The organism is Pantoea sp. AS-PWVM4 (assembly GCF_000468095.1).
GTDB classification, from domain to species: Bacteria; Pseudomonadota; Gammaproteobacteria; order Enterobacterales; family Enterobacteriaceae; genus Pantoea; species Pantoea phytobeneficialis.
The window spans coordinates 158,528-179,587 of sequence record NZ_ASZC01000003.1 but is presented as its reverse complement, the minus strand read 5'-3'; the positions used below and the strand labels follow the sequence as shown (position 1 = coordinate 179,587).

The following is a 21,060-nucleotide window of genomic DNA, read 5'->3' as shown; positions in this document are numbered from 1 at the left end:
GGATTCAATCCGTCGAGCAACACCGTGAATCGCCGCCTATTCATACCGTTTTGGTCAGCAATCAGGCGCTGCTGAATGTCACATGGCCGGTGATTTTGGCGAAAGTTTTAAGAAACGCATAACACCCGGACGTCGCTCGGAAGTCAGTAGTAAACGGTTATCGTCGGTTAAATCACGCAGTTCAGCCAGATGGAGTGTGGCACGCTCGACAGGTTTAAGCAGCTCGAGGTCAAAAAACTGACTTGCTGTGCGCAATAACCTTGTATAACGTGGCAAAAAATCATCAACCCAATGATGAATTTCAATAATAACAGTACAGGATTGCAGCAACGAAAGTGTTTTTTCGCTCAACAATTCAAACTCAAACCCTTCAATATCCACCAGTACAAACGCGTTGTACCTTTGCTCCGCAGGTAGCGCGGCCAGACTCTTCTCAGTCGCCTCACCAAAAATACGCAATTCACCGGGTGAACCATTGTTTTGCCAGTTTTTGGCGATGACTTCGCGCCCTTTTTCCGTTATTTCAAAGCAAGATGTCTTGTTAAATTTACCGGAAAGCAGCATCCCAATAGCATAATATCCATCAGCAGCACCAATATCGATAAATCGACTGTACTGATCGGGATTTATTTCTCCGACAATATCAAGAATCTCTTTTTCATATAAACCCAGACATTGTGACGCAAGATCAAGCTTACCCCACCAGGTATTACGATCGAGTTTCATACCAGTAAAAGGACCGTATTTAACATGGCCCTCTAACTGTTCAAAGACTTCAAGTGAAATACGCTCCTGGCGTTCCCGAATCGTCTCCGTACGCCATTGTTCCCGCTGCGCTGCTGTCGATTGGGTTGCACGCATCAGCATGGGTTCGAAATAGCGACTTTCACCAGTAATAAAATCTTCAATGTCTCTCATGTCTTTTCTCTTTGATAAAATGCCCGGAAATGTCTTGATTTATAACGCCTGTAATATACGCTTGCGTTCAGCATCATCTTCTTCACGGCTATAGTCCGCAACAGTACAAGAAGCACAAATTCCTTTTTTCAAGCCAAAATCAAATAGCCCTTTACGGAAATTACTGAGCATTTTCCCAGCATAGATGTCATAGATTGACAACGTCTGTAAACTCCCTGCTGAAGCAAGATTAGTCTTGTCATCAAGAAAACTTTCGCAGCAAGGTTGTACCGTACCGTCATAGAAAATGGTGAATTCTCTAAATGGCTTCACACAGGGCTGCGTACGAATCGCACTGCTCGCCACATGTTCTGTTAATAATCCCGCGCGATTTGTGCCGCTTTTGCGCCAGTCTGGCCATTGGACTTTAATTTTTACGCCCCGCAGGCTGAACTCAATGTTCGTTGACTGCGTCACATCATCTACACTGAAATCGGCAAACAAGTGTTCGCAACCCAATCGATCGACAATTTTATGCACTCGCCGACAAATGGAGGATGCACTTTGTATGACGTTCGCATTGGGATGTAACGTCACACATATGGCATCCAGTCCACTTTCAGCTAAGGTAGCCAGGCGTTCGCTGTCCAGATAATCCCCATTACTGTTAAATGCCACATGGGTATAGGGTAACGTGCGTTTTATCAAAGCAATTTTGCTTTCCAGTGCCAGGTCCATTAACGGTTCGTTATAAAGATTTAACGAGATGCGATTCTCATAACGAACGGCCGCCAGTTCATGACAGATCTTTTCTAATAAAGTCTGGTCCATGAAGCGTTGCACTGACTGACGATTTGAAAAACTTACCGGGCAATAATCGCATTTCCGGTTACAACTGTATGAGAGCTCCAGGTTGACGATTTCAACATGTCGTTTGAACATGATTTGTTTCTGAATATCCGTCAGTAGCGCACTGCGACGATTATCTAACAAATTCATAATGCTTTCGTCTGAACCGAAACTGATCTGATCGAAATAGTTCATTGAAACTCTCCTGCTTATCCCCTCCGGTTTGACAAGTTATCTGCTCTTACCGAAGCCAGAATGGGATGACTCTGCTAAAGTGCCAGGAGGGATCCGGGCGGTTAAATGAGGTTAAAATTAACACCGGGTAAACCTTTTCAATCGTGAGATAAAGGCCTAATTCACGCCTATTTGCCGCCTACGTATTCACCCTGGTGAGCGTGTTCTGGCTTGCAGAAAGCAAAAAACGAAGGGTGTATAAACACCCTTCGTTTACGTTAATCAGATTCAGTAACTCGTTATGCCAGACAAGTCTGTTTAGATAACGCCTGTTACGCTGATTAGCCTTGCAGCAGAGACAGAACCTGCTGAGGTACGGCGTTAGCTTTCGCCAACACGGAGTTACCTGCCTGCTGGATGATCTGTGCTTTAGACATGTTCGACACTTCTGTTGCGTAGTCCGCATCCTGGATACGAGACTGCGCTTCCGACAGGTTCGTCGTGGTGTTGTTCAGGTTGGTGATAGCAGAGTCCAGACGGTTCTGCACCGCACCCAGGCTTGAACGGTAGGTATCAACTTTAGCGATAGCTTTGTCCAGCAGCGCCAGCGGGTCAGCAGTTGCTGCGCCAGAGAATTCTGTGGTTGCAGTCACGCCACCGGTAGAGCTCAGTTCGATACCTGAAGTTGCGCCAGAAGTCGCAGCAGTTGCATCGGAGCTGTTTGCCAGCAGGCCAGAAGACACGCTGTAGTTTTTGTCCTGGATGGTAACGTAGGCAGTTGCGTTGCCGCTGCTGTCGGTGCCAACTTTAATCAGCTGACCGCTCTGTACCGCGCCGTTAGTGGCGATACCGTTAGATTCGTCACCGTAAGAAACGTCGGTGGTGTTCAGTTCAACTTTACCGGCATCTGCACCGCTGTTATCAACAGATACAGAGTAGTAATCGCTGCCAGACTGAACAACATATTCGTTGGTGCCAGAGATCTGGTGCAGAGACAGAGTACCGCTGCTCACGCCCAGTTTGGTTGCTACGTCTGACATGTCAACATCAGTCATCACGCCGCCAGTATCGGCAACCTGAGTAACCGCGTCGGTCACATCCAGAGAGTTTTTAGAAACAGAGAAGCCGCTCAGACCCAGAGTTGAAGAGTCGATCTGCTCCAGGTTGATGTCGATGGTTTCGCCATCGTTAGAACCAACCTGAATGCTCATTGAGCCGTTTTTAGACAGCACGTTCACGCCGTTGAAAGTGGTCTGGTCAGACACACGGTCGATTTCATCCAGACGTGATTTGATTTCGTCCTGGATTGAAGACAGGTCGGAATCAGAGTTGGTACCGTTCTGTGCCTGTACGGTCAGTTCACGGATACGCTGTAAGTTGTTGTTGATTTCAGACAGTGCGCCTTCAGTAGTCTGCGCAGCAGAGATACCGTCGTTGGCGTTACGCGCTGCCTGAGTCAGGCCGTTGATGTTAGAAGTGAAGCGGTTAGCAATTGCCTGGCCCGCTGCGTCATCTTTAGCGCTGTTAATACGAAGACCAGAAGACAGACGCTCAATAGAAGTAGACAGAGCAGACTGGTTCTTGTTGATGTTGTTCTGAGTGATCAGCGAGAGGCTGTTGGTATTAATGACTTGGGCCATGATAAATATTCCTGTTAATCAAGTCTTTCGGTTAAGGTGTGGGCTTCAACCCGCCGGCTTCAGCGCCGTCAAAGTTGTTATCGTCTGCCCTTAAACAACCTTTAGATTTTTTTTAGTACCAGGCAAAAATTTTTGTCTTCAGCCTGTCACGCTTATGTTTATCGCCCGACCCGCAGACTTCTTTAGATATAAATGATCACTTTTCTAGCGTCAGAAATACCCTTCTCTATATGCGCTATTCGCTTTATTACTCGCAGGTAAATAATTTTAAACTTTCCCCATCGAAAGCCGATAACCCCGGTATTCACTCTCCGTGTCGACATAAAAAGGAAACAACATGGCAAGTATCTCTACCCTGGGTGTCGGTTCAGGCCTCGATTTAAGTAGCATTCTGGATAGTCTGGAAACCGCCGAAAAAGCGTCATTAGATCCTATCTCTACTCAGCAGACGGCTTATACCGCCAAGCTGAGCGCTTACGGTACGTTGAAAAGCGCATTGACCACCTTCCAGACCGCGAATACCGCATTGAATGACGCAGACCTTTTTACTGCGACATCTGCCACCAGCAGTTCCAGTGCCTTTAGCGCCACAACATCTGGCAGCACAGTAGCCGGAAACTACACCATTAGCGTGTCACAGCTGGCACAGGCACAAACCCTGACTTCAGCAACACAGACCAGCAACAGCACCGCGCTGGGCGACAGCTCTGCCAGCAGCCGTACGATGACCATTACCCTGGTGGATGGCACCAGTAAAGACATCACCCTGACCAGCGATCAGACGTCATTGACGGGTATGCGTGATGCCATCAACAGTGCCGATGCCGGTGTCACCGCCACCATTATTAAAACCGGTGATAGCAGCTATCGCCTGTCACTGACGTCGTCAGAAACCGGCAGCGATTATGCCGTTAGCAGCATCAGCGTGACCGGCGATGACACCCTGCAAGGCATCGTGGGATATGACTCAACCTCCAGCAGCAACGCCATGACGGAAAGCGTCACGGCTCAGAACGCCAAGCTGACGGTAAACAACGTTGAAATTGAGAACAGCAGCAACACCATCAGTGATGCGCTGGAAGGCATTACGCTCAAACTCAATGACACCACCACCGGTAACGCGACATTAAGCATCACCAAAGACTCGTCGAAAGCACAAAGCGCGATTGAGAGCTGGGTTGATGCCTATAACACCCTGCTGACGCAGTTCGACACTCTGACCAAATATACCGCGGTGGATGTCGGTTCAGATTCACAGGACTCCAGCAACGGCGCGCTGCTCGGTGACAGCACCCTGCGTACCATTCAGACGCAGCTGAAAAGCATGCTGACCAATGCGCAGAGCAGCTCAACCTATAAAACGCTGGCGCAGATCGGGATTACCACTGACCCGACATCCGGTCAGCTGGAGCTGGATTCCGATGAACTGGAAACCGCCCTGACCAGCGACCCTGATGGCGTGAAAGAGATGATCGTTGGCGATGGCACCACCACGGGCATCACCACCACCATCGCCACCAACCTGACCAGCTGGCTTTCTACCACCGGTATCGTTCAGGCGGCCACCGATGGCGTGAGTAAAACCCTGAATGATCTGACCGATCAGTACAACGATATGAGTACGCGTATCGATAACCTGATCGCGCGTTATAAAACACAGTTTACTGCCCTCGATGTTTTGATGAGTCAGTTAAACAGTACCAGTAGCTACCTGACACAGCAGTTTGATTCTTCAAGCAGCTCCAGCACGACGACCAGTAGCTCATCCTCATAAGGAGTGATTCATGTATAGCGCAAATGGCACCCAAGCCTATGCCAAAATCGGCGTTGAAAGCGCCGTCATGAGCGCCAGCCAGCAGCAACTGGTGGTGATGCTGTTTGACGGTGCGCTCAGTGCACTGGTACGCGCCCGTCTGTTTTTGCAGGACGGAAATATGGAGGGCAAAGGTCTGTCGCTCTCTAAAGCGATCAATATTATTGAAAACGGACTCAAACAGGGTCTGGCAGAAGGCAGCGGTGATGAACTCACCGATAACCTGTTAGGGCTGTACGCCTACATGGTTCGCCGTCTGTTACAGGCCAATCTGCGTAATGACGTAGAAGCCATCGAAGAAGTTGAAGGGCTACTACGTAACATCGCTGATGCCTGGAAAGAAGTCGCTCAACCTCAACACCTTCAGGACGCCGTTTAATGACTATCGCACCGCATCTGATTGCCATTTACCAGCAGTTACTCGATCTCAGCCAGGGAATGCTGCGCCTTGCCGCAGACGGCGAATGGGATGAATTAATCACCAAGGAGATGGAATACGTTAGTGCGGTGCAACAGTTGGCACGATCGACGCAAGATAACGCACCTTCGCTGCAAACTCAGGAGCAACTGCGCCCGGTATTACGCCATATCCTTGACAATGAGAGTGAAGTCAAACGCCTGTTACAGGCACGTCTGGATGAACTGGCACAGTTGGTTGGACAATCATCACGGCAAAAAACCATGATGAGCGCCTACGGCAAGCAAGGCAGCGTATTGGTACCACGTCAGTCAGTCTGAGTGTTACCTGAAGTAGCGGCAGCGAAGCCTCTTTCCCTGCCGCTATTTTTTCTCAACAATTAATTCTGTGCAGCACTCTGCGTCGGACGCAAAATCTCGGGTTCAATATTCTGAATCACATCGTCATTTGGCCGTGCGGCGACTTCTTTTAATGCCTGCTGACATTCAACCGTTGGGCGGTCCACTTTACGCATCCGCAAGCCATCGTAACGCAGCTCACCATTATTTAATCTAAGCGGCATCACACGCACCTGCCGTGTCACGTTAACCCATTGGTCATCCAGACGAGTCAGCTTGCCGGGTTTGGCAATAACGCGTTGCCACTGGCGGCAATCAAGCGTATCGCCCTGTGCGCCAATAATCAGACTGCCCATTGCCTGGTCGCTTACCAGCTTGCGTTGGGGACCGACCGTTTGCCAGTAGCCCTGCAATTCCGCTGGCGCGGGCGTCTTCACCGCCGCTTCATAATTGTTGATTTGCGCACACCCGGTCAGCGCCAGCGCGGCCAGTACCATCCACTTTTTCATCATTCGATCCCTACACTCGCTTCAATGGCGGCTACGTTATAATTTTTCCAGGGCGTTGCGCAAGGTATCTGCACAGGATCTGGCTGGTTCCTGACAAGCTGACGCATGCGCGCTACACTACGCGCCGAGTTTATTAGCAGGAACCTCCGCATGAAAACGCCAGAACAATATTACGCCCAGGCTCGAGAAATGTTTTTTGCCGCCCATCCTGATTTCCAGGCGGCGCTGGATGAATTGACAGAGAATGATGCGCAGCAAGCGGGCATGACCCTGAACGCGCTGCACCAGTGGCACGCAGAACGTATCTATGCCGCGTTCTTACGCCAGAAGAACCTCGACGGCATGCTGTTTTCTATTCAGCTTGCCGAACCGGATAAAGCGGTGGCCGCAGAGGCCATCGAAACCTACCTGAAATCTCACGCGGCGGCGTTAGGTATGACGTGGGAAGAGTTCTGTATTAAGAACGAACTTTAAACACTTCAGTTTTGCGTGGTCGCGATTTCACACCTCGTACCACTCAAAATGATCAGGATAAAGTTGTACAAGGACGAAAAACTTGTATAAGTTAGTTCTACGACTTCGGTCGTAGATTGTCCTTGAACGAATGGTGCTTTTGCACCGCCTCTGGAGGTGTTGCTGGATTTCCACCTCCAGAGGTTCTATTTTTTCACTTACTCTTCACGTTCTATCGCCTTCACTTCGACATAACGCGCCACTGCCAACAGGCGATTGATATGGGTCAACAGCAGATCCACATCAGACTGCAAAAACTCTTCAGAGGAGCGAGACGCGGTGACAATCGCATCCTGTACCGTTTCACTGATGGTCAGCGAATTATCCTGCTTTGCCTGAATCAATAACGCGGCCAGCAACAGCGACTGCGCTTCGACCTGTGCCATCAGCTCTTTCGCTTCCACATCCATCTTTGCCATCTTAAGTAAAATATCGACGACCAACTGGCGCATGCTTCCCCTCCTGGCGTGAAAAAGTGACGTGGTGAGAGACAGGTCGAGAAAATTATCAGCTTTCCCCTTCCTGCCGCTTGATACTGTTTTTATTTACAGTAATATGACGCTCTGATTGATTAAATGGAATGCCCTGAATGTTTGTGGAGCTGATTTACGACAAGCGCAACGTCGCAGGATTACCCGGTGCGCGCGAAATGATCTTGCAGGAGCTGGAAAAACGCGTGCAGCGGGTATTTCCGGAGCTTGAGGTACGGGTCAAACCGATGGAACGGAACGCCATTGAGACCGATATGAGTAAAAATGATAAAGCCACCCTGGCACGCATCATCGAAGAGATGTTCGATGATGCCGATATGTGGCTGGTGGCCGACTAAATCACCGCGTTGGTGGCTTAGCGCTCCTGCTCGTTATGATTGACGGCGATTTCCAAATCCTGAATCGCCTGATCAATATCGTCCAACAGTTTTCCCTGCTTATTAATCAACGTATCGAATCGTGCGGCATACTCTTTGTCTTTATACTCACCGGCATCAAAGGCCAGCCAGTGACTGGAAAGAGTTTCGGTGTTGGTCTGCGCATAATGACGCATCTCTTTTAGCTGTGAGGTGACATCACGCAGGTAGTCAGTTTTGGTTTTGATTGCCTCTGAATCACTCATGCTATATTCCTTTTCTGTGAAAATTACCCATTTAAATAACGCTTCAGTGATTAAAGGTAGTTAAATATATCGATAACGCATTAAGAATAATCGGATCTGACTTTTCTACTGAGGCTGATGCCCTTGCTGCCGTGTGCCGGCCATGCAAATGACTCGCCGAAAAGTATCAATGCAAAAAACCCGCTCACAGGCGGGTCAAGTAACACAAAAACTACGGCAAAAATTACAACACGTCGGTCAAGTGATCGACTACAACCCTTCCGTTTACATCGGTTTGCGTAATACGGTAGCTGACATTCCAGGACCGCTGGATGCACAGTTTATCAAACAGGGAGACATGGCCCTTATGCTCACCATTCATCCCGACAATACGCCATTCGGTAATATCTTCCTGACCGCGATTGTTGAGCCTTTGTATGCTCTGTTCTACTAAGCGATCGCTATCATCAATCTTCAAATAATCACGCAACATTGTGCTCACCTCCCGTTAACGAAGGTCACACTACGCTTTTTATTTGTCGTTTCAATCTAATATTTTTATCGTTGACCAGAACACGGTCGGATGCAGAAAGAATCCGATTTGACGTAAACAGAACAGCGCTTTTTACCCTGTCGAGTGCTTTCAGACGCTTCTCAATATAAATAATCGCTGTCTGAGACATTTTCCCTGGATGCTCTGTTAATGTAGACCTCACAAAAATAATGTTCCGGAACCTGCCATGCTCTCAACCATCCTTTATCGCAGCTATCTCTGCGACCATGTTCCAGTGAAAAGACTGGAAGACATGGTTGAAAAAGCCAATAGAAATAATGAATTATTGGATGTGACGGGCATTTTATTATTTGACGGGCTGCATTTTTTTCAGTTGCTGGAAGGGCCAACCGATGCTGTACAGTCTATCTATGACCGGATCTGTAAAGACGCCCGCCATCAAAACCTGGTAGAGCTATTGCACGACTATGCCCCGGCACGCCGTTTTGGCAATACCGGGATGGAGCTGTTTGATTTACGCGAACACGATAAAGCCACGGTCTTAGAGGCGGTGCTCAATAAAGGAACATCAAAATACCAGCTGACCTTTGAAGACCGGGCATTACGATTTCTGCGAACGTTTGTCGAGGCCGGAGAAAAAGAGAACTATTTCGAAATCCCGCCCGGCAACACCTGGGAATTTATCGCCGACGAGCAGGAAAATTTAATCATCGATGTTCCGCAAGACGCTTCTGTCCAGTGTCATTTTGCTTTCCAGCCGATTATCGACCCCTTTTCACGCGAAGTACTGGCGCTGGAAGCGCTGATTCGCAGTGCTGATGGCGGCTCACCACAAAAGTTTTTTGCCCCATACAGTCGCAAGCAGGCTTATGAGGTTGATCTCAAATGCAAAAGCCAGGCATTTAAGCTGGCAAAGCAGTTCAACATCCCGAAATTAACGCTGTCGATTAATCTGCTGCCGATGTCGCTGGTGATGGTGCCAAATGCGGTGGACTACCTGCTGGAAGAAATTCATGCCAATGGCCTGATCCCGGAGCAGATTGTGGTTGAGGTGACGGAAGATGAGGCCATCTCACGCGCCGACGAATTTACCGCCGCCATTAAACAACTCAAAGCAGCGGGCATCAGTGTGGCCCTCGATGATTTTGGTGCCGGATTTGCCGGCCTGTCACTGTTGGCAAAGTTCCAGCCGGACAAAATCAAAATTGACCGCAGCATTATCAAAGATGTCCACAAAAGCGGGCCTAAACAGGCGATTGTGCATGCCATGATCAAGTGTTGCGCTTCGCTGGAAATTTCCGTGATAGCGGAGGGCGTAGAGCAACCCGAAGAGTGGATGTGGCTGGAGGCGGCAGGAATCAGTAAATTTCAGGGCTTTTTGTTTGCCCGACCACAATTGAACGGCATCCCGGCTGTAGCATGGCCGGAGATACGCTAACGGTGAAAAATTGCTTAATCGGTGGTTATGAACTACCACCGGTAAAGAGGGTTGTGATTCACTTCACGATAACCAGTAAAAATGCCATTGCGCCCCTATACTTTTCAGATAAATCTGAGATAATCCCTTTGCCCCTTCAAGAGCTAAGCCATTATGAGTGCCGGAGATAAGCGCCGGGTGGGGCATAAACCTCTTCCATGCAGTTGATTTTATTCAGTTAAAAAACATTCCAGCGCGGTATCCCTCCTGCACCCCAGGCTTTCATCAGCACCTCTCATCCGATAGCGCGGATAAAGGATAATTGCGGCATTTTTTTACCTCATTGGCATCCCCAAAAACCATCTATCCTTTCATCGACGGATATAACCAGTCACATGTGTAATGAATTCATTTCCCTTGTGTTAGGATTTGGTCTGAATCCTGTCGCCCCGATAAGGTGATTATCATAGAAATGACAATAATGAGGATACTTGTGGAAAAAGATAAAAGAATATTAGGCTGGCCCATATTGCTCGGCCTGATGTTTTTCGCCTTCGTTCTTCTGGCACTGCGCAGGCCGGATATTATTACGCATGCACAACCCTGGGCGGAAGATGGCGCGTTGTGGATGTCAAGTATCTACAATGATGGTTTTTGGCAATCGTTGCTGAAACCCGAGGCTGGCTATTATCAGACTATATCCAGGCTCACCTATGGTATTGCGTTGCTTTTTGGCTTGAAACAAGCGGCTCTGGTTGCGAATATCATTGCTATCCTCATCAGATGCTTTCTCGTTGGCTTTATCATTTCTAACAGAATGAACTTTATTCAGTTAAGATATCGTCTGCTAATTGCCGCCTATCTCATACTGATGCCCAATGTTGCTGAAGGGTTTGTGAATATCACCAATGTTCACTGGTATCTTTCAATGTATTTATTAGCGGTGGTGATGGCAAATGATGCTGAAAGCCTAACCGCTAAAGTACATGACTTCACCGTCCTGGTTATTAGTGGATTGAGCGGGCCTTTTGTCATTTTTATCGCTCCATGTCTGATTATCAAACGGCTATACACACATGGCAGTGTGGTGAACGCAATTAAAAAAATAAGCCTGTTCGATGTAGTCATGGCTGCGTGTTGTTTAATTCAGATTGTCGAAATATTAACATCGCCAACTGCGGAACGGTCTCACGCACCACTCGGGGCGAGTTTTCCCATGCTAGCCAACCTGGTTTCTTGCCGTATCATTTACGGATCATTCCTGCCATTCGAGATGGCAAGAAAAATGGCGGCACACGGAAATATCAACAATTTATTATTTATTGCATTATCTATTATTCTTATTTTTTCGTTCATTAAGTATGGATGGAGAGTAAAATCAATTATTTTATTCCCAGTGTTAATGATCGGATTTGCACTGGCGAAGCCGCTTATTTCAGTAGATCAACCGCAGTGGCCGGTGGCTTTCAACTCGGAAGCGGGAGAACGCTATTTTTATGTCACCAATGTAGCACTGGCTTGCCTTGCCACCGCTCTGGTTTCAATCTTGCCCCGCATGAGAACGCAAATTCTGGTGGTTGGTTTAATAATATTCGCCGCCTTTATACCAAAGGGGTTTCGTTTAAATGAACTTCCTGATTCTGGCTATTATGAGGATGTCAGTGCATTCGACGCTAAAGAGTCAGGTGAAACGGTTAGCATCAGAATACTGCCACCGTGCTGGGCGATGAAGCTGGTCAAAAAGTAAAAATGAATGCGCCCCGTCAGGGGCGCAAGATGAAGTAGCGGTGCGTGATGCTGACTACACCTGCATATTCATAATATCGGTATAAGCCGACACCAGCTTGTTTCTGACCTGAATCCCCATCTGCATAGAAATCGACGATTTTTGCAGATCGACCATCACATCATTTAACGCCACGCCCGGTTTACCCAGTTCAAAATCCTGTGCCTGACTGCGCGCATTGTTTTGCGTTTCACTGATCTTATCCAGCGCCGCTTTCATGGTTGCGCCAAAGTCCACCTGCTGAGTGGCGTCACTCTGCTGGCCGCTGGCTTGCAACGACGTCAGCTGAAGCTGTTGCAGAACACCATCAATTGCCTGAATCGACATGCCATTACCTCGTTGAAGATGATTCATTTTTTCACGCTGGAAAAGTTATCACACTGTCAATAAGACAAAGGCGTTAAATGACCGCAAAAACCCCGGCTTTTTGGCCCATCAAATTTCGCGATTCAGAAAATAATGCAAAGCATTGGAGTGGAATTTCATTTTTCGACGTTTCAGGGAGTCCGTTTTGTCACCACAACTCACCCGGTCAATTATGTCAGGCAGGAATCGGTCATGAATGCGAGTGCAGCCGCTACACAGGATACAACCAAGAAAGGCTTCAGTGACCTTCTCGCCCGCCTGCGCGCCAATCCGCGAATTCCCTTAATTATCGCTGCCGCTGCGGCTATCGCAGTGGTTTTTGCGTTGGTGCTCTGGGCAAAAGCCCCCGACTATCGCGTCCTTTATAGCAACCTCTCTGATGAGGATGGCGGCGCGATTGTCACTCAACTGACCCAGATGAACATTCCTTACCAGTTTGCCGAGAACGGCGGTGCACTGATGGTGCCGGCCGATAAGGTGCATGAACTGCGCCTGCGTCTCGCCCAACAAGGGTTGCCGAAAGGTGGCTCGGTAGGGTTTGAACTGATGGATAAAGAAAAGTTCGGCATCAGCCAGTTCAGCGAGCAGGTTAACTATCAACGCGCGCTGGAAGGTGAACTGGCACGAACTATCGAAACACTCGGTCCGGTCAAGAGCGCGCGTATTCATCTGGCGATGCCGAAACCGACCCTGTTCGTGCGTGAGCAGAAAGCGCCGTCGGCTTCCGTTACGCTGAATCTGCAACCAGGCCGCGCTCTGGACGAAGGTCAGATTCAGGCCGTGGTGCATATGGTCTCGAGCAGTGTGCCTGGCCTGCCGCCGGGTAACGTGACAGTGGTAGACCAGGCCGGTCGTCTGCTGACCCGTTCTGACAGCGAAGGCCGTGATCTGAACGATGCCCAGCTGAAATATACCGCCGAAGTAGAAGGCCGCTATCAGCAGCGCATCGAAGCGATTCTTAATCCTATTGTTGGCCAGGGCAATGTACATGCGCAGGTGACAGCGCAGCTCAACTTTGACCGTAGCGAACAGACGGATGAGAAGTATCAGCCTAACGGTAGCCCTGATAATTCAGCGATTCGTTCGCGTCAGACCAGCACCAGCGAGCAGAACGGTAGTCCGTACCCGGGTGGCGTACCTGGTGCATTGTCAAATCAGCCCGCCCCAGCGAATACCGCGCCGGTGACCAATCCGCCCACTAACAATGCCAATGGTCAGAATGCCAATGGACAAAACAATGCGGCCAATGGCACCAGTACCAGTACCAGCGAAAAGAGCGGCCCAAGCAGTTCACGCCGTGACGACACCGTTAACTACGAACTGGATCGCACCATTCGTCATACCAAGCTGAACGTCGGGGATGTGCAGCGTCTGTCGGTCGCAGTGGTGGTGAACTACCGCACTGACGACAAAGGCAAAGAAGTTGCCCTGAATGATCAGCAGATTAAGCAGATTGAAGACCTGACCCGTGAAGCGATGGGCTATTCGCAGAACCGTGGCGACAGCATCAACGTGGTGAACTCACCGTTCAATATGACCGAGCCTGCCGGTGGCGACCTGCCCTTCTGGCAACAGCAGTCGTTCTTTGATCAGTTGATGAATGCCGGTCGCTGGCTGCTGGTGGCGTTGGTTGCCTTCATCCTCTATCGCAAACTGGTACGTCCGCAGATTATGCGTAAGCGTGAGCAGGAACAGGCCGCCGCCGAAGCCGCTGCCGCCCGTGCCGCTGCGCAGGAAGAGGAAGAAGCCTATAGCGTGCAGCTCAGTAAAGATGAGCTGGATCAGGAACGCAAATCAACTAACCGCATGAGCGCGGAAGTCATGAGCCAGCGTATCCGCGATATGTCTGAAAACGATCCACGCGTAGTTGCGCTGGTGATCCGTGAATGGATGAGTAACGAACTATGAGTCTGACCGGTACTGAAAAAAGCGCCATTCTGATGATGACCATTGGCGAGGATCGTGCGTCTGAGGTGTTTAAACACCTCAACCAGCGTGAAGTGCAACATCTGAGTGCGGCCATGGCCAGCATGAAACAGATTTCGCACAAGCAGCTGACCGAGGTGTTGCGTGAGTTTGAGATGAATGCCGAGCAGTTTGCCGCGCTCAGTCTCAACTCCAACGACTACCTGCGCACCGTGTTGATTAAGGCGCTGGGCGAAGAGCGTGCTTCCAGCCTGCTGGAAGATATTCTCGAAACCCGCGAAACCACCAGCGGTATGGAAACGCTCAACTTTATGGAACCGCAGGCGGCGGCAGACCTTATCCGCGACGAGCATCCACAGATTATCGCCACCATCCTGGTCCACCTCAAACGTGGTCAGGCGGCAGATATTCTGGCGCTGTTCGACGAACGTCTGCGCCACGATGTGATGCTGCGTATCGCCACCTTCGGCGGCGTGCAGCCAGCAGCTCTGGCCGAGCTGACCGAAGTGCTCAACAGCCTGCTGGATGGTACCAACCTCAAGCGCGCGAAGATGGGCGGCGTGAGAACCGCAGCGGAAATTATCAACCTGATGAAAACCCAGCAGGAAGAAGCGGTTATCGAAGCGGTTCGCGACTTCGACGGCGAACTGGCTCAGAAGATCATCGACGAGATGTTCCTGTTCGAAAACCTGGTGGAAGTGGACGACCGCAGCATCCAGCGTCTGTTGCAGGAAGTGGAATCCGAGCAGTTGCTGATCGCCCTGAAGGGTGCCGAACAGCCGCTGCGCGAGAAGTTCCTCAAAAACATGTCAGCCCGTGCGGCGGATATCCTGCGCGACGACCTTGCCAACCGTGGCCCGGTCCGTATGTCTGCGGTGGAAAACGAACAGAAAGCCATCCTGCTGGTGGTACGCCGTTTGGCAGAGGCAGGCGAAATGGTAATTGGTGGTGGCGAGGAAACCTATGTCTGATGCCTTTTCCGCCCGTCCGTGGCAACGCTGGCAGCCTGATGATTTAGGGCGTTCATTCGATTCTGAACCCGAAGAGCTGCCGCTGGAGTCCATCAGCGACGAAGTGCTGAGCGCCGAAGATGAACAGCAACAACAACTGGAGCGTCTGCAACAGCAGATGCGCAAAGAGGCGCAAACGCAGGGCTACAGCGAAGGCTACCAGAAAGGTCATGCTGAATCGCAGCAACATGGCTACGACGCTGGTTTCCAGCAGGGCCTGGCTGACGCCCAACAGCAGCAGGCGCCGTTGCAAGCGCGTATGCAGCAACTGGTGACAGAGTTTCAGCACACGCTGGAGTCACTCGATAGCGTAATCGCCGCACGTTTGATGCAGTTGGCGCTGGAAGCCGCACGCACCGTTATCGGTCAGGCAACGACGGTCGATGGCAGCGCGCTGCTGCGTCAGATTCAACAGTTGATTCAACAGGAGCCGATGTTCAGCGGGAAACCCCAGCTACGCGTGCACCCGGATGACCTGCAACGAATTGAACAAACCCTCGGCCCGACGCTGGATCTGCACGGTTGGCGTCTGCTGGCCGACAGTACCCTGCACCCTGGCGGCTGTAAACTCAGCGCCGAGGATGGCGATCTCGACGCCAGCGTAGCAACACGCTGGCAGGAATTGTGCCGCCTGGCGGCACCGGGAGAGTTCTGATGAGCACGCGCCTCAATCGCTGGCTCGGGGCGCTGGACGCCTTCGAAGATCGTATTTCCCAGGTGCAGACCGTACGTCGCTATGGCCGCCTGGTTCGTGCCACTGGCCTGGTTCTGGAGGCCACCGGCCTGCAACTGCCGCTGGGTGCCACCTGTATTATTGAACGTCATGACGGCGCGAATATCACTGAAGTAGAAAGTGAAGTGGTCGGCTTTAACGGCCAGAAACTGTTTCTGATGCCGCTGGAAGAAGTGGACGGGATTTTGCCCGGTGCTCGCGTTTATGCGCGTGTCACCGGTGATAACGCGCACAGCGGCAAACAGCTGCTGCTCGGTCCACAACTGCTGGGCCGGGTGCTCGATGGCAGCGGTAAGCCACTTGATGGCCTGCCCTCCCCGGAAACCGGCTATCGCGCGCCGTTGATCACCGCCCCTTTCAACCCGTTACAACGTACCCCGATTGAGGATGTACTGGATACCGGCGTACGCGCTATCAACGCCCTGCTTACCGTCGGACGCGGGCAGCGTATGGGCCTGTTCGCCGGTTCCGGCGTCGGCAAAAGCGTACTGCTCGGCATGATGGCGCGTTACACCAAAGCCGATGTGATTGTGGTTGGCCTGATTGGTGAACGTGGCCGTGAGGTTAAAGAGTTTATTGAAAACATTCTCGGCGCCGAAGGCCGGGCACGTTCGGTGGTCATTGCAGCTCCGGCTGATGTCTCACCGCTGCTGCGTATGCAGGGCGCGGCCTACGCCACCCGCATCGCCGAAGATTTTCGCGATCGCGGTCAGCATGTGCTGCTGATTATGGACTCACTCACCCGCTACGCTATGGCCCAGCGTGAGATCGCGCTGGCTATCGGTGAACCTCCTGCCACCAAAGGTTATCCACCTTCGGTGTTTGCCAAATTGCCCGCGCTGGTGGAACGCGCCGGTAACGGTACGCATGGCGGCGGCTCCATTACCGCCTTTTATACCGTTCTGACCGAAGGTGACGACCAGCAGGACCCGATTGCCGACTCCGCGCGCGCCATTCTTGACGGACATATCGTGTTATCGCGCCGTCTGGCGGAAGCGGGACATTATCCGGCAATAGATATTGAAGCCTCGATCAGCCGTGCCATGACCGCGTTGATCGATGAAAACCACTACGCCCGCGTGCGTCAGTTTAAGCAACTGCTCTCCAGCTTCCAGCGCAACCGCGATCTGGTCAGCGTGGGAGCCTACGCCGCAGGTAGCGATCCGATGCTGGATCGGGCCATTAAGCTCTATCCACAGATGGAAGCCTTCCTGCAACAGGGGATTTTCGAACGCAGCGACTACGACGATGCCTGCCTGCATTTACAGGCGATGTTCGGTTAAACCTGCGTGAAGGGGGATTGCAATGAAAACGGCCAATGCTATCGATACATTGCGCGACCTGGCGGAACAGGACCTGGAGAAAGCGGTCATTCACCTTGGTGATATGCGCCGCGGCCACCAGCAAGCTGACGAGCAGCTGCATATGCTGCTCGATTACCAGGATGAGTATCGCAACAAGCTGAATCAGGATATGTCTGGCGGTATCGCCAGCACCCGCTGGACCAACTATCACCAATTTATTCAGACTCTGGAAAAAGCCATTGAGCAGCATCGTCAACAGTTGCAGCAATGGAGTCAGCGCCTCGATCAGGCTCTTAATAACTGGCGCGAAAAGCAGAAACGGCTTAATGCCTATCAAACGCTGATTACCCGCGCCGCCGAAACCGCATTACGACAAGAAAACCGTCTCGATCAGAAACGGATGGATGAATACGCCCAACGGGCCGCACTGAGGAAAGGCGAATGATTACGCTGCCAACACTCGTTACACAAACTGCCAGTTCGGGTGAGGCTGATACTTCAGCTTCAACGGACATTCTGCAAGGGGTGGAAAACCTGCCGCAGGACTTCGTTACCGCCCTGGGAAATCAGTTATTGACGCTGGCAAAACAGCAAGGCACCAACGCGCAATCGGCTGATTCATCAGCAGAAAGCGATGAAAAATCCAGCAAAGGTGTCTCTCTGAGCGCGCTGCTGGAGGCACTGGACAAACCAGAGACGCTGAACGCACTTTTACAGCCGGAAAATATTAAAGCCACGCTGAAATCAGCCGATGATAAGGATAAGACTGAGGCAAGTTCGTTAAGCGCCAGCGACTTACAGAATGTTCAGGCCCTGTTCGCCATGTTACCGGCAGCGGTGGAAGATCGTACTACGCAAACAGCGGCCACCACGGCGCTGAGTGAGAATACCAGTGACAGTCGTGCCAGTCTGAACAGTACGTTACTCAGTGCGCTGACCAGTAAAGTTAAGGATGAGCAGTCGGATACGACGACAGCCACCACAACGGCAGTGACAACGGCAGCGACGAAGAAAAGCAGCGATGTGGCTGATGCGTTAACCGCGCAAACCACCACAACGCAGGCCACCAGCACCACGGCCAGCAGCAGTTCGACTAACAGCACCGCCCTGACGCTGGATGAGAGTTTTCAGCAGGTGTTGAGTACGCTAAGTAAACCGGATGATAAGCGTGATCTGAGCAGTAGCGACACGACAACGCCGGTAACCAGCGCACCGCTGAGCAGCACCAGCACGCTGACCAGCAGCACCGCGACGACCAGCACCACACCGTCGACACCGATGCTGAATGCGCAACTTGGTTCGTCGGAATGGCAGCAGGCGCTGAGTCAGCAGATTGTGATGTTTAGTCGCAACGGCCAGCAGAATGCTGAGTTGCGTCTGCACCCGGAGGACCTGGGTGCAATTCAGATCAGCCTGACCCTGGATAAGGATCAGGCACAGTTGAATATGGTTTCCAGCCACAGCCATGTGAGGGCCGCGCTGGAAGCGGCTCTCCCACAGCTGAAAACGGCGCTGGCGGAGAGCGGTATAAACCTGGGACAGAGTAATGTCAGCAGCGACGCTTCCGCACAAGGCCAGAATTATCAGGGTCAGCAGGAAGGTCGCCGTGATGGCCAGCACGGCAGCTTTACCCTCTCCCAGGACAGTGACAACGAGATAACGCCTATTGCCGTCCCGGCAGCCCTTCAGGCGCGCGCGACCGGCAACGGCGCTGTCGATATCTTTGCCTGACAGCGGCTAACGCTGAAGGTAAGCGTAAAACCCGCGTCTTTTCTTCCCATTGTTTGACTTAAGACGCGGGATAATCTGTCCAGGCGAGCCGAAAGGCTTGCCCATAATTCACAGGAAGTAACTGCAAACATGTCTGATAACGCGAAAGCTAAAGGCCGCAAACGTTCAATATTAATTCCGGTGTTACTGATTGTGACGCTGGCCGCTTGCAGCGTGGCAGGCTATGCAGTCTGGCGAATGATGAATAAACACGAGGGCGATAAGCCGGAAGTGGCGAAAGTAGAGCCACCCCCTGCCCCCGTATTTTTTGCAATGGATACTTTTACGGTTAACCTGGTCAATCCTGACAACGATCCTGACCGTGTGCTGTACGTAGGCTTTACGCTGCGTCTGCCCGATGAGGACACCCGACGTCGGCTGAATGACTACCTGCCGGAAGTGCGCAGCCGCCTGCTGTTGCTGCTCTCACGTCAAAGCGCTGCGGCGCTGGCGTCTGAGCAAGGCAAACAGGCCCTGGTTGATCAAATCAAACAGGTGCTGGCGCCGCCGCTGGTAAAAGGTCAACCTCCGCAGGTGGTCAGTGACGTGCTGTTTACCGCCTTCATTTTGAGGTGATTTAATGGGCGATAGCATTCTCTCCCAGGCTGAGATTGACGCGCTGCTCAATGGCGACAGTGACAGCGCGGAAGTAGAGAAGAGTTCCAACGGGGGCGACAGTGATATTCGTCCCTATGATCCCAATACCCAACGTCGCGTGGTGCGTGAACGTTTGCAGGCGTTGGAGATCATCAATGAGCGTTTTGCCCGTCACTTTCGTATGGCGCTGTTTAACCTGTTGCGCCGCAGCCCGGATATCAGCGTCGGGGCGATCAAGATTCAGCCGTACCATGAGTTTGCCCGCAACCTGCCGGTGCCGACCAACCTGAACCTGATCCACCTGAAACCGCTGCGCGGCACCGCGCTGGTGGTGTTTTCGCCGAGTCTGGTGTTTATCGCCGTGGATAACCTGTTCGGTGGCGATGGCCGCTTCCCGACCAAAGTGGAAGGCCGCGAATTTACCCATACCGAGCAGCGCGTCATTCGCCGCATGCTGAAGCTGGCGCTGGAAGGCTACAGCGACGCATGGAAAGCGATTTACCCGCTGGATGTGGAGTATGTCCGTTCTGAGATGCAGGTGAAGTTCACCAACATCACCACCTCGCCGAACGATATCGTGGTGAACACCCCGTTCCAGGTGGAGATTGGCAACCTGGTGGGTGAATTCAACATCTGTATTCCATTTTCGATGATTGAGCCGCTGCGTGAGCTGTTGGTCAATCCCCCACTGGAGAACTCACGTCAGGAAGATAACCACTGGCGCGACAACCTGGTGAAACAGGTGCAGCACTCGGAGCTGGAGCTGATTGCCCACTTCGCCGATGTGTCGCTGCGTCTGTCACGTATTTTGCAACTGAAACCTGGTGACGTCCTGCCCATTGAGAAGCCGGATCGCATCATCGCACACGTAGATGGCGTACCGGTGCTCACCAGCCAGTACGGCACGTTAAACGGCCAGTATGCGCTGCGTGTCGAGCATCTGATTAACCCGATTTTGAATTCGCTGAATGAGGAACAGCCCAATGAGTGACAGCAAGAAACCGTCCGATGACGACATCTCCGCGGACGATCTGTGGGCTGCTGCAATGAACGAGCAGGCGGCAACCAGCGCGCCGGAGCAAAGCGAAGCGGTATTTAAGTCGCTCGACGGCGGCGGTGCCAGCGGATCATTGCAGGACATCGATCTGATCATGGATATCCCGGTCAAACTGACCGTGGAGCTGGGTCGGACCAAAATGACCATCAAAGAGCTGCTGCGCCTGACGCAGGGTTCGGTAGTGGCGCTGGACGGTCTGGCCGGTGAACCGCTGGATATTCTGATCAACGGCTACCTGATTGCCCAGGGTGAAGTAGTGGTGGTGAACGACAAGTATGGCGTGCGCATTACCGATATCATCACCCCGTCTGAACGTATGCGTCGTCTGAGCCGCTAA

At 51.7% G+C, this 21,060-nt stretch carries 24 protein-coding genes; 17 read left to right on the top strand and 7 right to left on the bottom strand.

What is annotated here, in order from left to right; translation table 11 throughout:
* Window positions 1–78: 78 nt before the first annotated feature.
* From L579_RS03460 to L579_RS03450, 3 genes are all read right to left on the bottom strand, one after another.
* Entirely contained in the window at window positions 79–918 is an 840-nt protein-coding gene (locus L579_RS03460; RefSeq protein ID WP_021182885.1) for a hypothetical protein, read from the bottom strand.
* A gap of 39 nt (window positions 919–957) precedes the next feature.
* Window positions 958–1,941 carry a radical SAM/SPASM domain-containing protein gene (locus tag L579_RS03455; protein WP_021182884.1) on the bottom strand — a complete coding sequence of 328 codons (984 nt, stop codon included), beginning with the start codon at window positions 1,939–1,941 and terminating at the stop codon, window positions 958–960.
* 320 nt (window positions 1,942–2,261) lie between these two features.
* Window positions 2,262–3,560: a FliC/FljB family flagellin gene (locus L579_RS03450; RefSeq protein ID WP_021182883.1), complete on the bottom strand. Its 1,299-nt coding sequence runs from the start codon at window positions 3,558–3,560 to the stop codon at window positions 2,262–2,264.
* Between the two features lie 337 nt (window positions 3,561–3,897).
* Here L579_RS03450 and fliD point away from each other — a divergent pair, with 337 nt between their 5' ends.
* Genes fliD through fliT form a run of 3 tightly spaced genes read left to right on the top strand, consistent with a single transcriptional unit; the run spans window position 3,898 to window position 6,111 of the window.
* Window positions 3,898–5,334, top strand: coding sequence for a flagellar filament capping protein FliD (gene fliD / locus L579_RS03445; RefSeq protein WP_021182882.1), 1,437 nt, complete (start codon window positions 3,898–3,900; stop codon window positions 5,332–5,334).
* Between the two features lie 10 nt (window positions 5,335–5,344).
* On the top strand, window positions 5,345–5,752 hold the full coding sequence (gene fliS, locus L579_RS03440; protein ID WP_021182881.1) for a flagellar export chaperone FliS: 408 nt from the start codon (window positions 5,345–5,347) through the stop codon (window positions 5,750–5,752).
* Window positions 5,752–6,111: a flagella biosynthesis regulatory protein FliT gene (fliT, locus tag L579_RS03435; RefSeq protein ID WP_021182880.1), complete on the top strand. Its 360-nt coding sequence runs from the start codon at window positions 5,752–5,754 to the stop codon at window positions 6,109–6,111. Before fliS ends, fliT begins: the two co-directional genes overlap by 1 nt.
* Window positions 6,112–6,170: 59 nt before the next feature.
* Here the strand turns inward: fliT and yedD are convergent, their stop codons facing one another.
* Window positions 6,171–6,638: a lipoprotein YedD gene (gene yedD, locus L579_RS03430; RefSeq protein WP_036624928.1), complete on the bottom strand. Its 468-nt coding sequence runs from the start codon at window positions 6,636–6,638 to the stop codon at window positions 6,171–6,173.
* A gap of 150 nt (window positions 6,639–6,788) precedes the next feature.
* On the opposite strand from yedD, the gene L579_RS03425 reads away from it, so the two are divergent.
* Window positions 6,789–7,112, top strand: coding sequence for a DUF6388 family protein (locus tag L579_RS03425; protein WP_021182878.1), 324 nt, complete (start codon window positions 6,789–6,791; stop codon window positions 7,110–7,112).
* A gap of 197 nt (window positions 7,113–7,309) precedes the next feature.
* Here L579_RS03425 and iraP read toward each other — a convergent pair whose 3' ends face one another.
* The gene (gene iraP / locus L579_RS03420) at window positions 7,310–7,603 is read right to left on the bottom strand and encodes an anti-adapter protein IraP (RefSeq protein ID WP_021182877.1); all 294 of its coding nucleotides are present in this window, start codon (window positions 7,601–7,603) and stop codon (window positions 7,310–7,312) included.
* A gap of 137 nt (window positions 7,604–7,740) precedes the next feature.
* Here iraP and L579_RS03415 point away from each other — a divergent pair, with 137 nt between their 5' ends.
* Window positions 7,741–7,980 carry a DinI-like family protein gene (locus L579_RS03415; RefSeq protein WP_021182876.1) on the top strand — a complete coding sequence of 80 codons (240 nt, stop codon included), beginning with the start codon at window positions 7,741–7,743 and terminating at the stop codon, window positions 7,978–7,980.
* Between the two features lie 17 nt (window positions 7,981–7,997).
* Here L579_RS03415 and L579_RS03410 read toward each other — a convergent pair whose 3' ends face one another.
* On the bottom strand, window positions 7,998–8,264 hold the full coding sequence (locus L579_RS03410; protein WP_021182875.1) for a hypothetical protein: 267 nt from the start codon (window positions 8,262–8,264) through the stop codon (window positions 7,998–8,000).
* A 169-nt stretch (window positions 8,265–8,433) separates the two neighbouring features.
* Here L579_RS03410 and L579_RS24310 point away from each other — a divergent pair, with 169 nt between their 5' ends.
* From L579_RS24310 to L579_RS03395, 3 genes are all read left to right on the top strand, one after another.
* The gene (locus L579_RS24310) at window positions 8,434–8,697 is read left to right on the top strand and encodes a hypothetical protein (protein ID WP_036624925.1); all 264 of its coding nucleotides are present in this window, start codon (window positions 8,434–8,436) and stop codon (window positions 8,695–8,697) included.
* 286 nt (window positions 8,698–8,983) lie between these two features.
* Window positions 8,984–10,195, top strand: a complete 1,212-nt coding sequence (locus L579_RS03400) for a diguanylate phosphodiesterase (RefSeq protein ID WP_021182872.1) — start codon at window positions 8,984–8,986, stop codon at window positions 10,193–10,195.
* 472 nt (window positions 10,196–10,667) lie between these two features.
* The gene (locus L579_RS03395) at window positions 10,668–11,921 is read left to right on the top strand and encodes a glucosyl transferase (protein WP_081692762.1); all 1,254 of its coding nucleotides are present in this window, start codon (window positions 10,668–10,670) and stop codon (window positions 11,919–11,921) included.
* Window positions 11,922–11,975: 54 nt separating this feature from the next.
* Here L579_RS03395 and fliE read toward each other — a convergent pair whose 3' ends face one another.
* Window positions 11,976–12,287 (bottom strand): flagellar hook-basal body complex protein FliE, encoded by a 312-nt coding sequence (gene fliE, locus L579_RS03390; RefSeq protein WP_021182870.1) that lies wholly within the window; start codon window positions 12,285–12,287, stop codon window positions 11,976–11,978.
* Window positions 12,288–12,518: 231 nt separating this feature from the next.
* Between fliE and fliF the strand changes: the two genes are divergently transcribed.
* From fliF to fliN, 9 genes are all read left to right on the top strand, one after another.
* Window positions 12,519–14,234, top strand: coding sequence for a flagellar basal-body MS-ring/collar protein FliF (fliF, locus tag L579_RS03385; protein WP_021182869.1), 1,716 nt, complete (start codon window positions 12,519–12,521; stop codon window positions 14,232–14,234).
* Entirely contained in the window at window positions 14,231–15,223 is a 993-nt protein-coding gene (gene fliG / locus L579_RS03380) for a flagellar motor switch protein FliG (protein ID WP_021182868.1), read from the top strand. Before fliF ends, fliG begins: the two co-directional genes overlap by 4 nt.
* Complete coding sequence (gene fliH / locus L579_RS03375) at window positions 15,216–15,917, top strand: flagellar assembly protein FliH (protein ID WP_021182867.1); 702 nt, start codon at window positions 15,216–15,218, stop codon at window positions 15,915–15,917. The genes fliG and fliH overlap by 8 nt, the downstream gene beginning before the upstream one ends.
* A complete protein-coding gene (gene fliI, locus L579_RS03370; RefSeq protein ID WP_021182866.1) occupies window positions 15,917–17,278 on the top strand; it encodes a flagellar protein export ATPase FliI in 1,362 nt (453 codons plus the stop codon). The genes fliH and fliI overlap by 1 nt, the downstream gene beginning before the upstream one ends.
* A 22-nt stretch (window positions 17,279–17,300) precedes the next feature.
* The gene (fliJ, locus tag L579_RS03365) at window positions 17,301–17,744 is read left to right on the top strand and encodes a flagellar export protein FliJ (RefSeq protein WP_021182865.1); all 444 of its coding nucleotides are present in this window, start codon (window positions 17,301–17,303) and stop codon (window positions 17,742–17,744) included.
* Window positions 17,741–19,030, top strand: coding sequence for a flagellar hook-length control protein FliK (locus L579_RS03360; RefSeq protein WP_021182864.1), 1,290 nt, complete (start codon window positions 17,741–17,743; stop codon window positions 19,028–19,030). The genes fliJ and L579_RS03360 overlap by 4 nt, the downstream gene beginning before the upstream one ends.
* Window positions 19,031–19,159: 129 nt before the next feature.
* Window positions 19,160–19,645: a flagellar basal body-associated protein FliL gene (gene fliL, locus L579_RS03355; RefSeq protein WP_021182863.1), complete on the top strand. Its 486-nt coding sequence runs from the start codon at window positions 19,160–19,162 to the stop codon at window positions 19,643–19,645.
* Window positions 19,646–19,649: 4 nt separating this feature from the next.
* A complete protein-coding gene (gene fliM, locus L579_RS03350; RefSeq protein WP_021182862.1) occupies window positions 19,650–20,657 on the top strand; it encodes a flagellar motor switch protein FliM in 1,008 nt (335 codons plus the stop codon).
* Window positions 20,650–21,060, top strand: a complete 411-nt coding sequence (gene fliN / locus L579_RS03345; RefSeq protein ID WP_021182861.1) for a flagellar motor switch protein FliN — start codon at window positions 20,650–20,652, stop codon at window positions 21,058–21,060. The genes fliM and fliN overlap by 8 nt, the downstream gene beginning before the upstream one ends.

Excerpts from the sequence above, each read along its gene's own strand:
- L579_RS03460 (WP_021182885.1), bottom strand. The coding sequence starts at position 918 with ATGAGAGACATTGAAGATTTTATTACTGGTGAAAGTCGCTATTTCGAA.
- L579_RS03455 (WP_021182884.1), bottom strand. The coding sequence starts at position 1,941 with ATGAACTATTTCGATCAGATCAGTTTCGGTTCAGACGAAAGCATTATG.
- L579_RS03450 (WP_021182883.1), bottom strand. The coding sequence starts at position 3,560 with ATGGCCCAAGTCATTAATACCAACAGCCTCTCGCTGATCACTCAGAAC.
- fliD (WP_021182882.1), top strand. The coding sequence starts at position 3,898 with ATGGCAAGTATCTCTACCCTGGGTGTCGGTTCAGGCCTCGATTTAAGT.
- fliS (WP_021182881.1), top strand. The coding sequence starts at position 5,345 with ATGTATAGCGCAAATGGCACCCAAGCCTATGCCAAAATCGGCGTTGAA.
- fliT (WP_021182880.1), top strand. The coding sequence starts at position 5,752 with ATGACTATCGCACCGCATCTGATTGCCATTTACCAGCAGTTACTCGAT.
- yedD (WP_036624928.1), bottom strand. The coding sequence starts at position 6,638 with ATGAAAAAGTGGATGGTACTGGCCGCGCTGGCGCTGACCGGGTGTGCG.
- L579_RS03425 (WP_021182878.1), top strand. The coding sequence starts at position 6,789 with ATGAAAACGCCAGAACAATATTACGCCCAGGCTCGAGAAATGTTTTTT.
- iraP (WP_021182877.1), bottom strand. The coding sequence starts at position 7,603 with ATGCGCCAGTTGGTCGTCGATATTTTACTTAAGATGGCAAAGATGGAT.
- L579_RS03415 (WP_021182876.1), top strand. The coding sequence starts at position 7,741 with ATGTTTGTGGAGCTGATTTACGACAAGCGCAACGTCGCAGGATTACCC.
- L579_RS03410 (WP_021182875.1), bottom strand. The coding sequence starts at position 8,264 with ATGAGTGATTCAGAGGCAATCAAAACCAAAACTGACTACCTGCGTGAT.
- L579_RS24310 (WP_036624925.1), top strand. The coding sequence starts at position 8,434 with ATGCAAAAAACCCGCTCACAGGCGGGTCAAGTAACACAAAAACTACGG.
- L579_RS03400 (WP_021182872.1), top strand. The coding sequence starts at position 8,984 with ATGCTCTCAACCATCCTTTATCGCAGCTATCTCTGCGACCATGTTCCA.
- fliE (WP_021182870.1), bottom strand. The coding sequence starts at position 12,287 with ATGTCGATTCAGGCAATTGATGGTGTTCTGCAACAGCTTCAGCTGACG.
- fliF (WP_021182869.1), top strand. The coding sequence starts at position 12,519 with ATGAATGCGAGTGCAGCCGCTACACAGGATACAACCAAGAAAGGCTTC.
- fliG (WP_021182868.1), top strand. The coding sequence starts at position 14,231 with ATGAGTCTGACCGGTACTGAAAAAAGCGCCATTCTGATGATGACCATT.
- fliH (WP_021182867.1), top strand. The coding sequence starts at position 15,216 with ATGTCTGATGCCTTTTCCGCCCGTCCGTGGCAACGCTGGCAGCCTGAT.
- fliI (WP_021182866.1), top strand. The coding sequence starts at position 15,917 with ATGAGCACGCGCCTCAATCGCTGGCTCGGGGCGCTGGACGCCTTCGAA.
- fliJ (WP_021182865.1), top strand. The coding sequence starts at position 17,301 with ATGAAAACGGCCAATGCTATCGATACATTGCGCGACCTGGCGGAACAG.
- L579_RS03360 (WP_021182864.1), top strand. The coding sequence starts at position 17,741 with ATGATTACGCTGCCAACACTCGTTACACAAACTGCCAGTTCGGGTGAG.
- fliL (WP_021182863.1), top strand. The coding sequence starts at position 19,160 with ATGTCTGATAACGCGAAAGCTAAAGGCCGCAAACGTTCAATATTAATT.
- fliM (WP_021182862.1), top strand. The coding sequence starts at position 19,650 with ATGGGCGATAGCATTCTCTCCCAGGCTGAGATTGACGCGCTGCTCAAT.
- fliN (WP_021182861.1), top strand. The coding sequence starts at position 20,650 with ATGAGTGACAGCAAGAAACCGTCCGATGACGACATCTCCGCGGACGAT.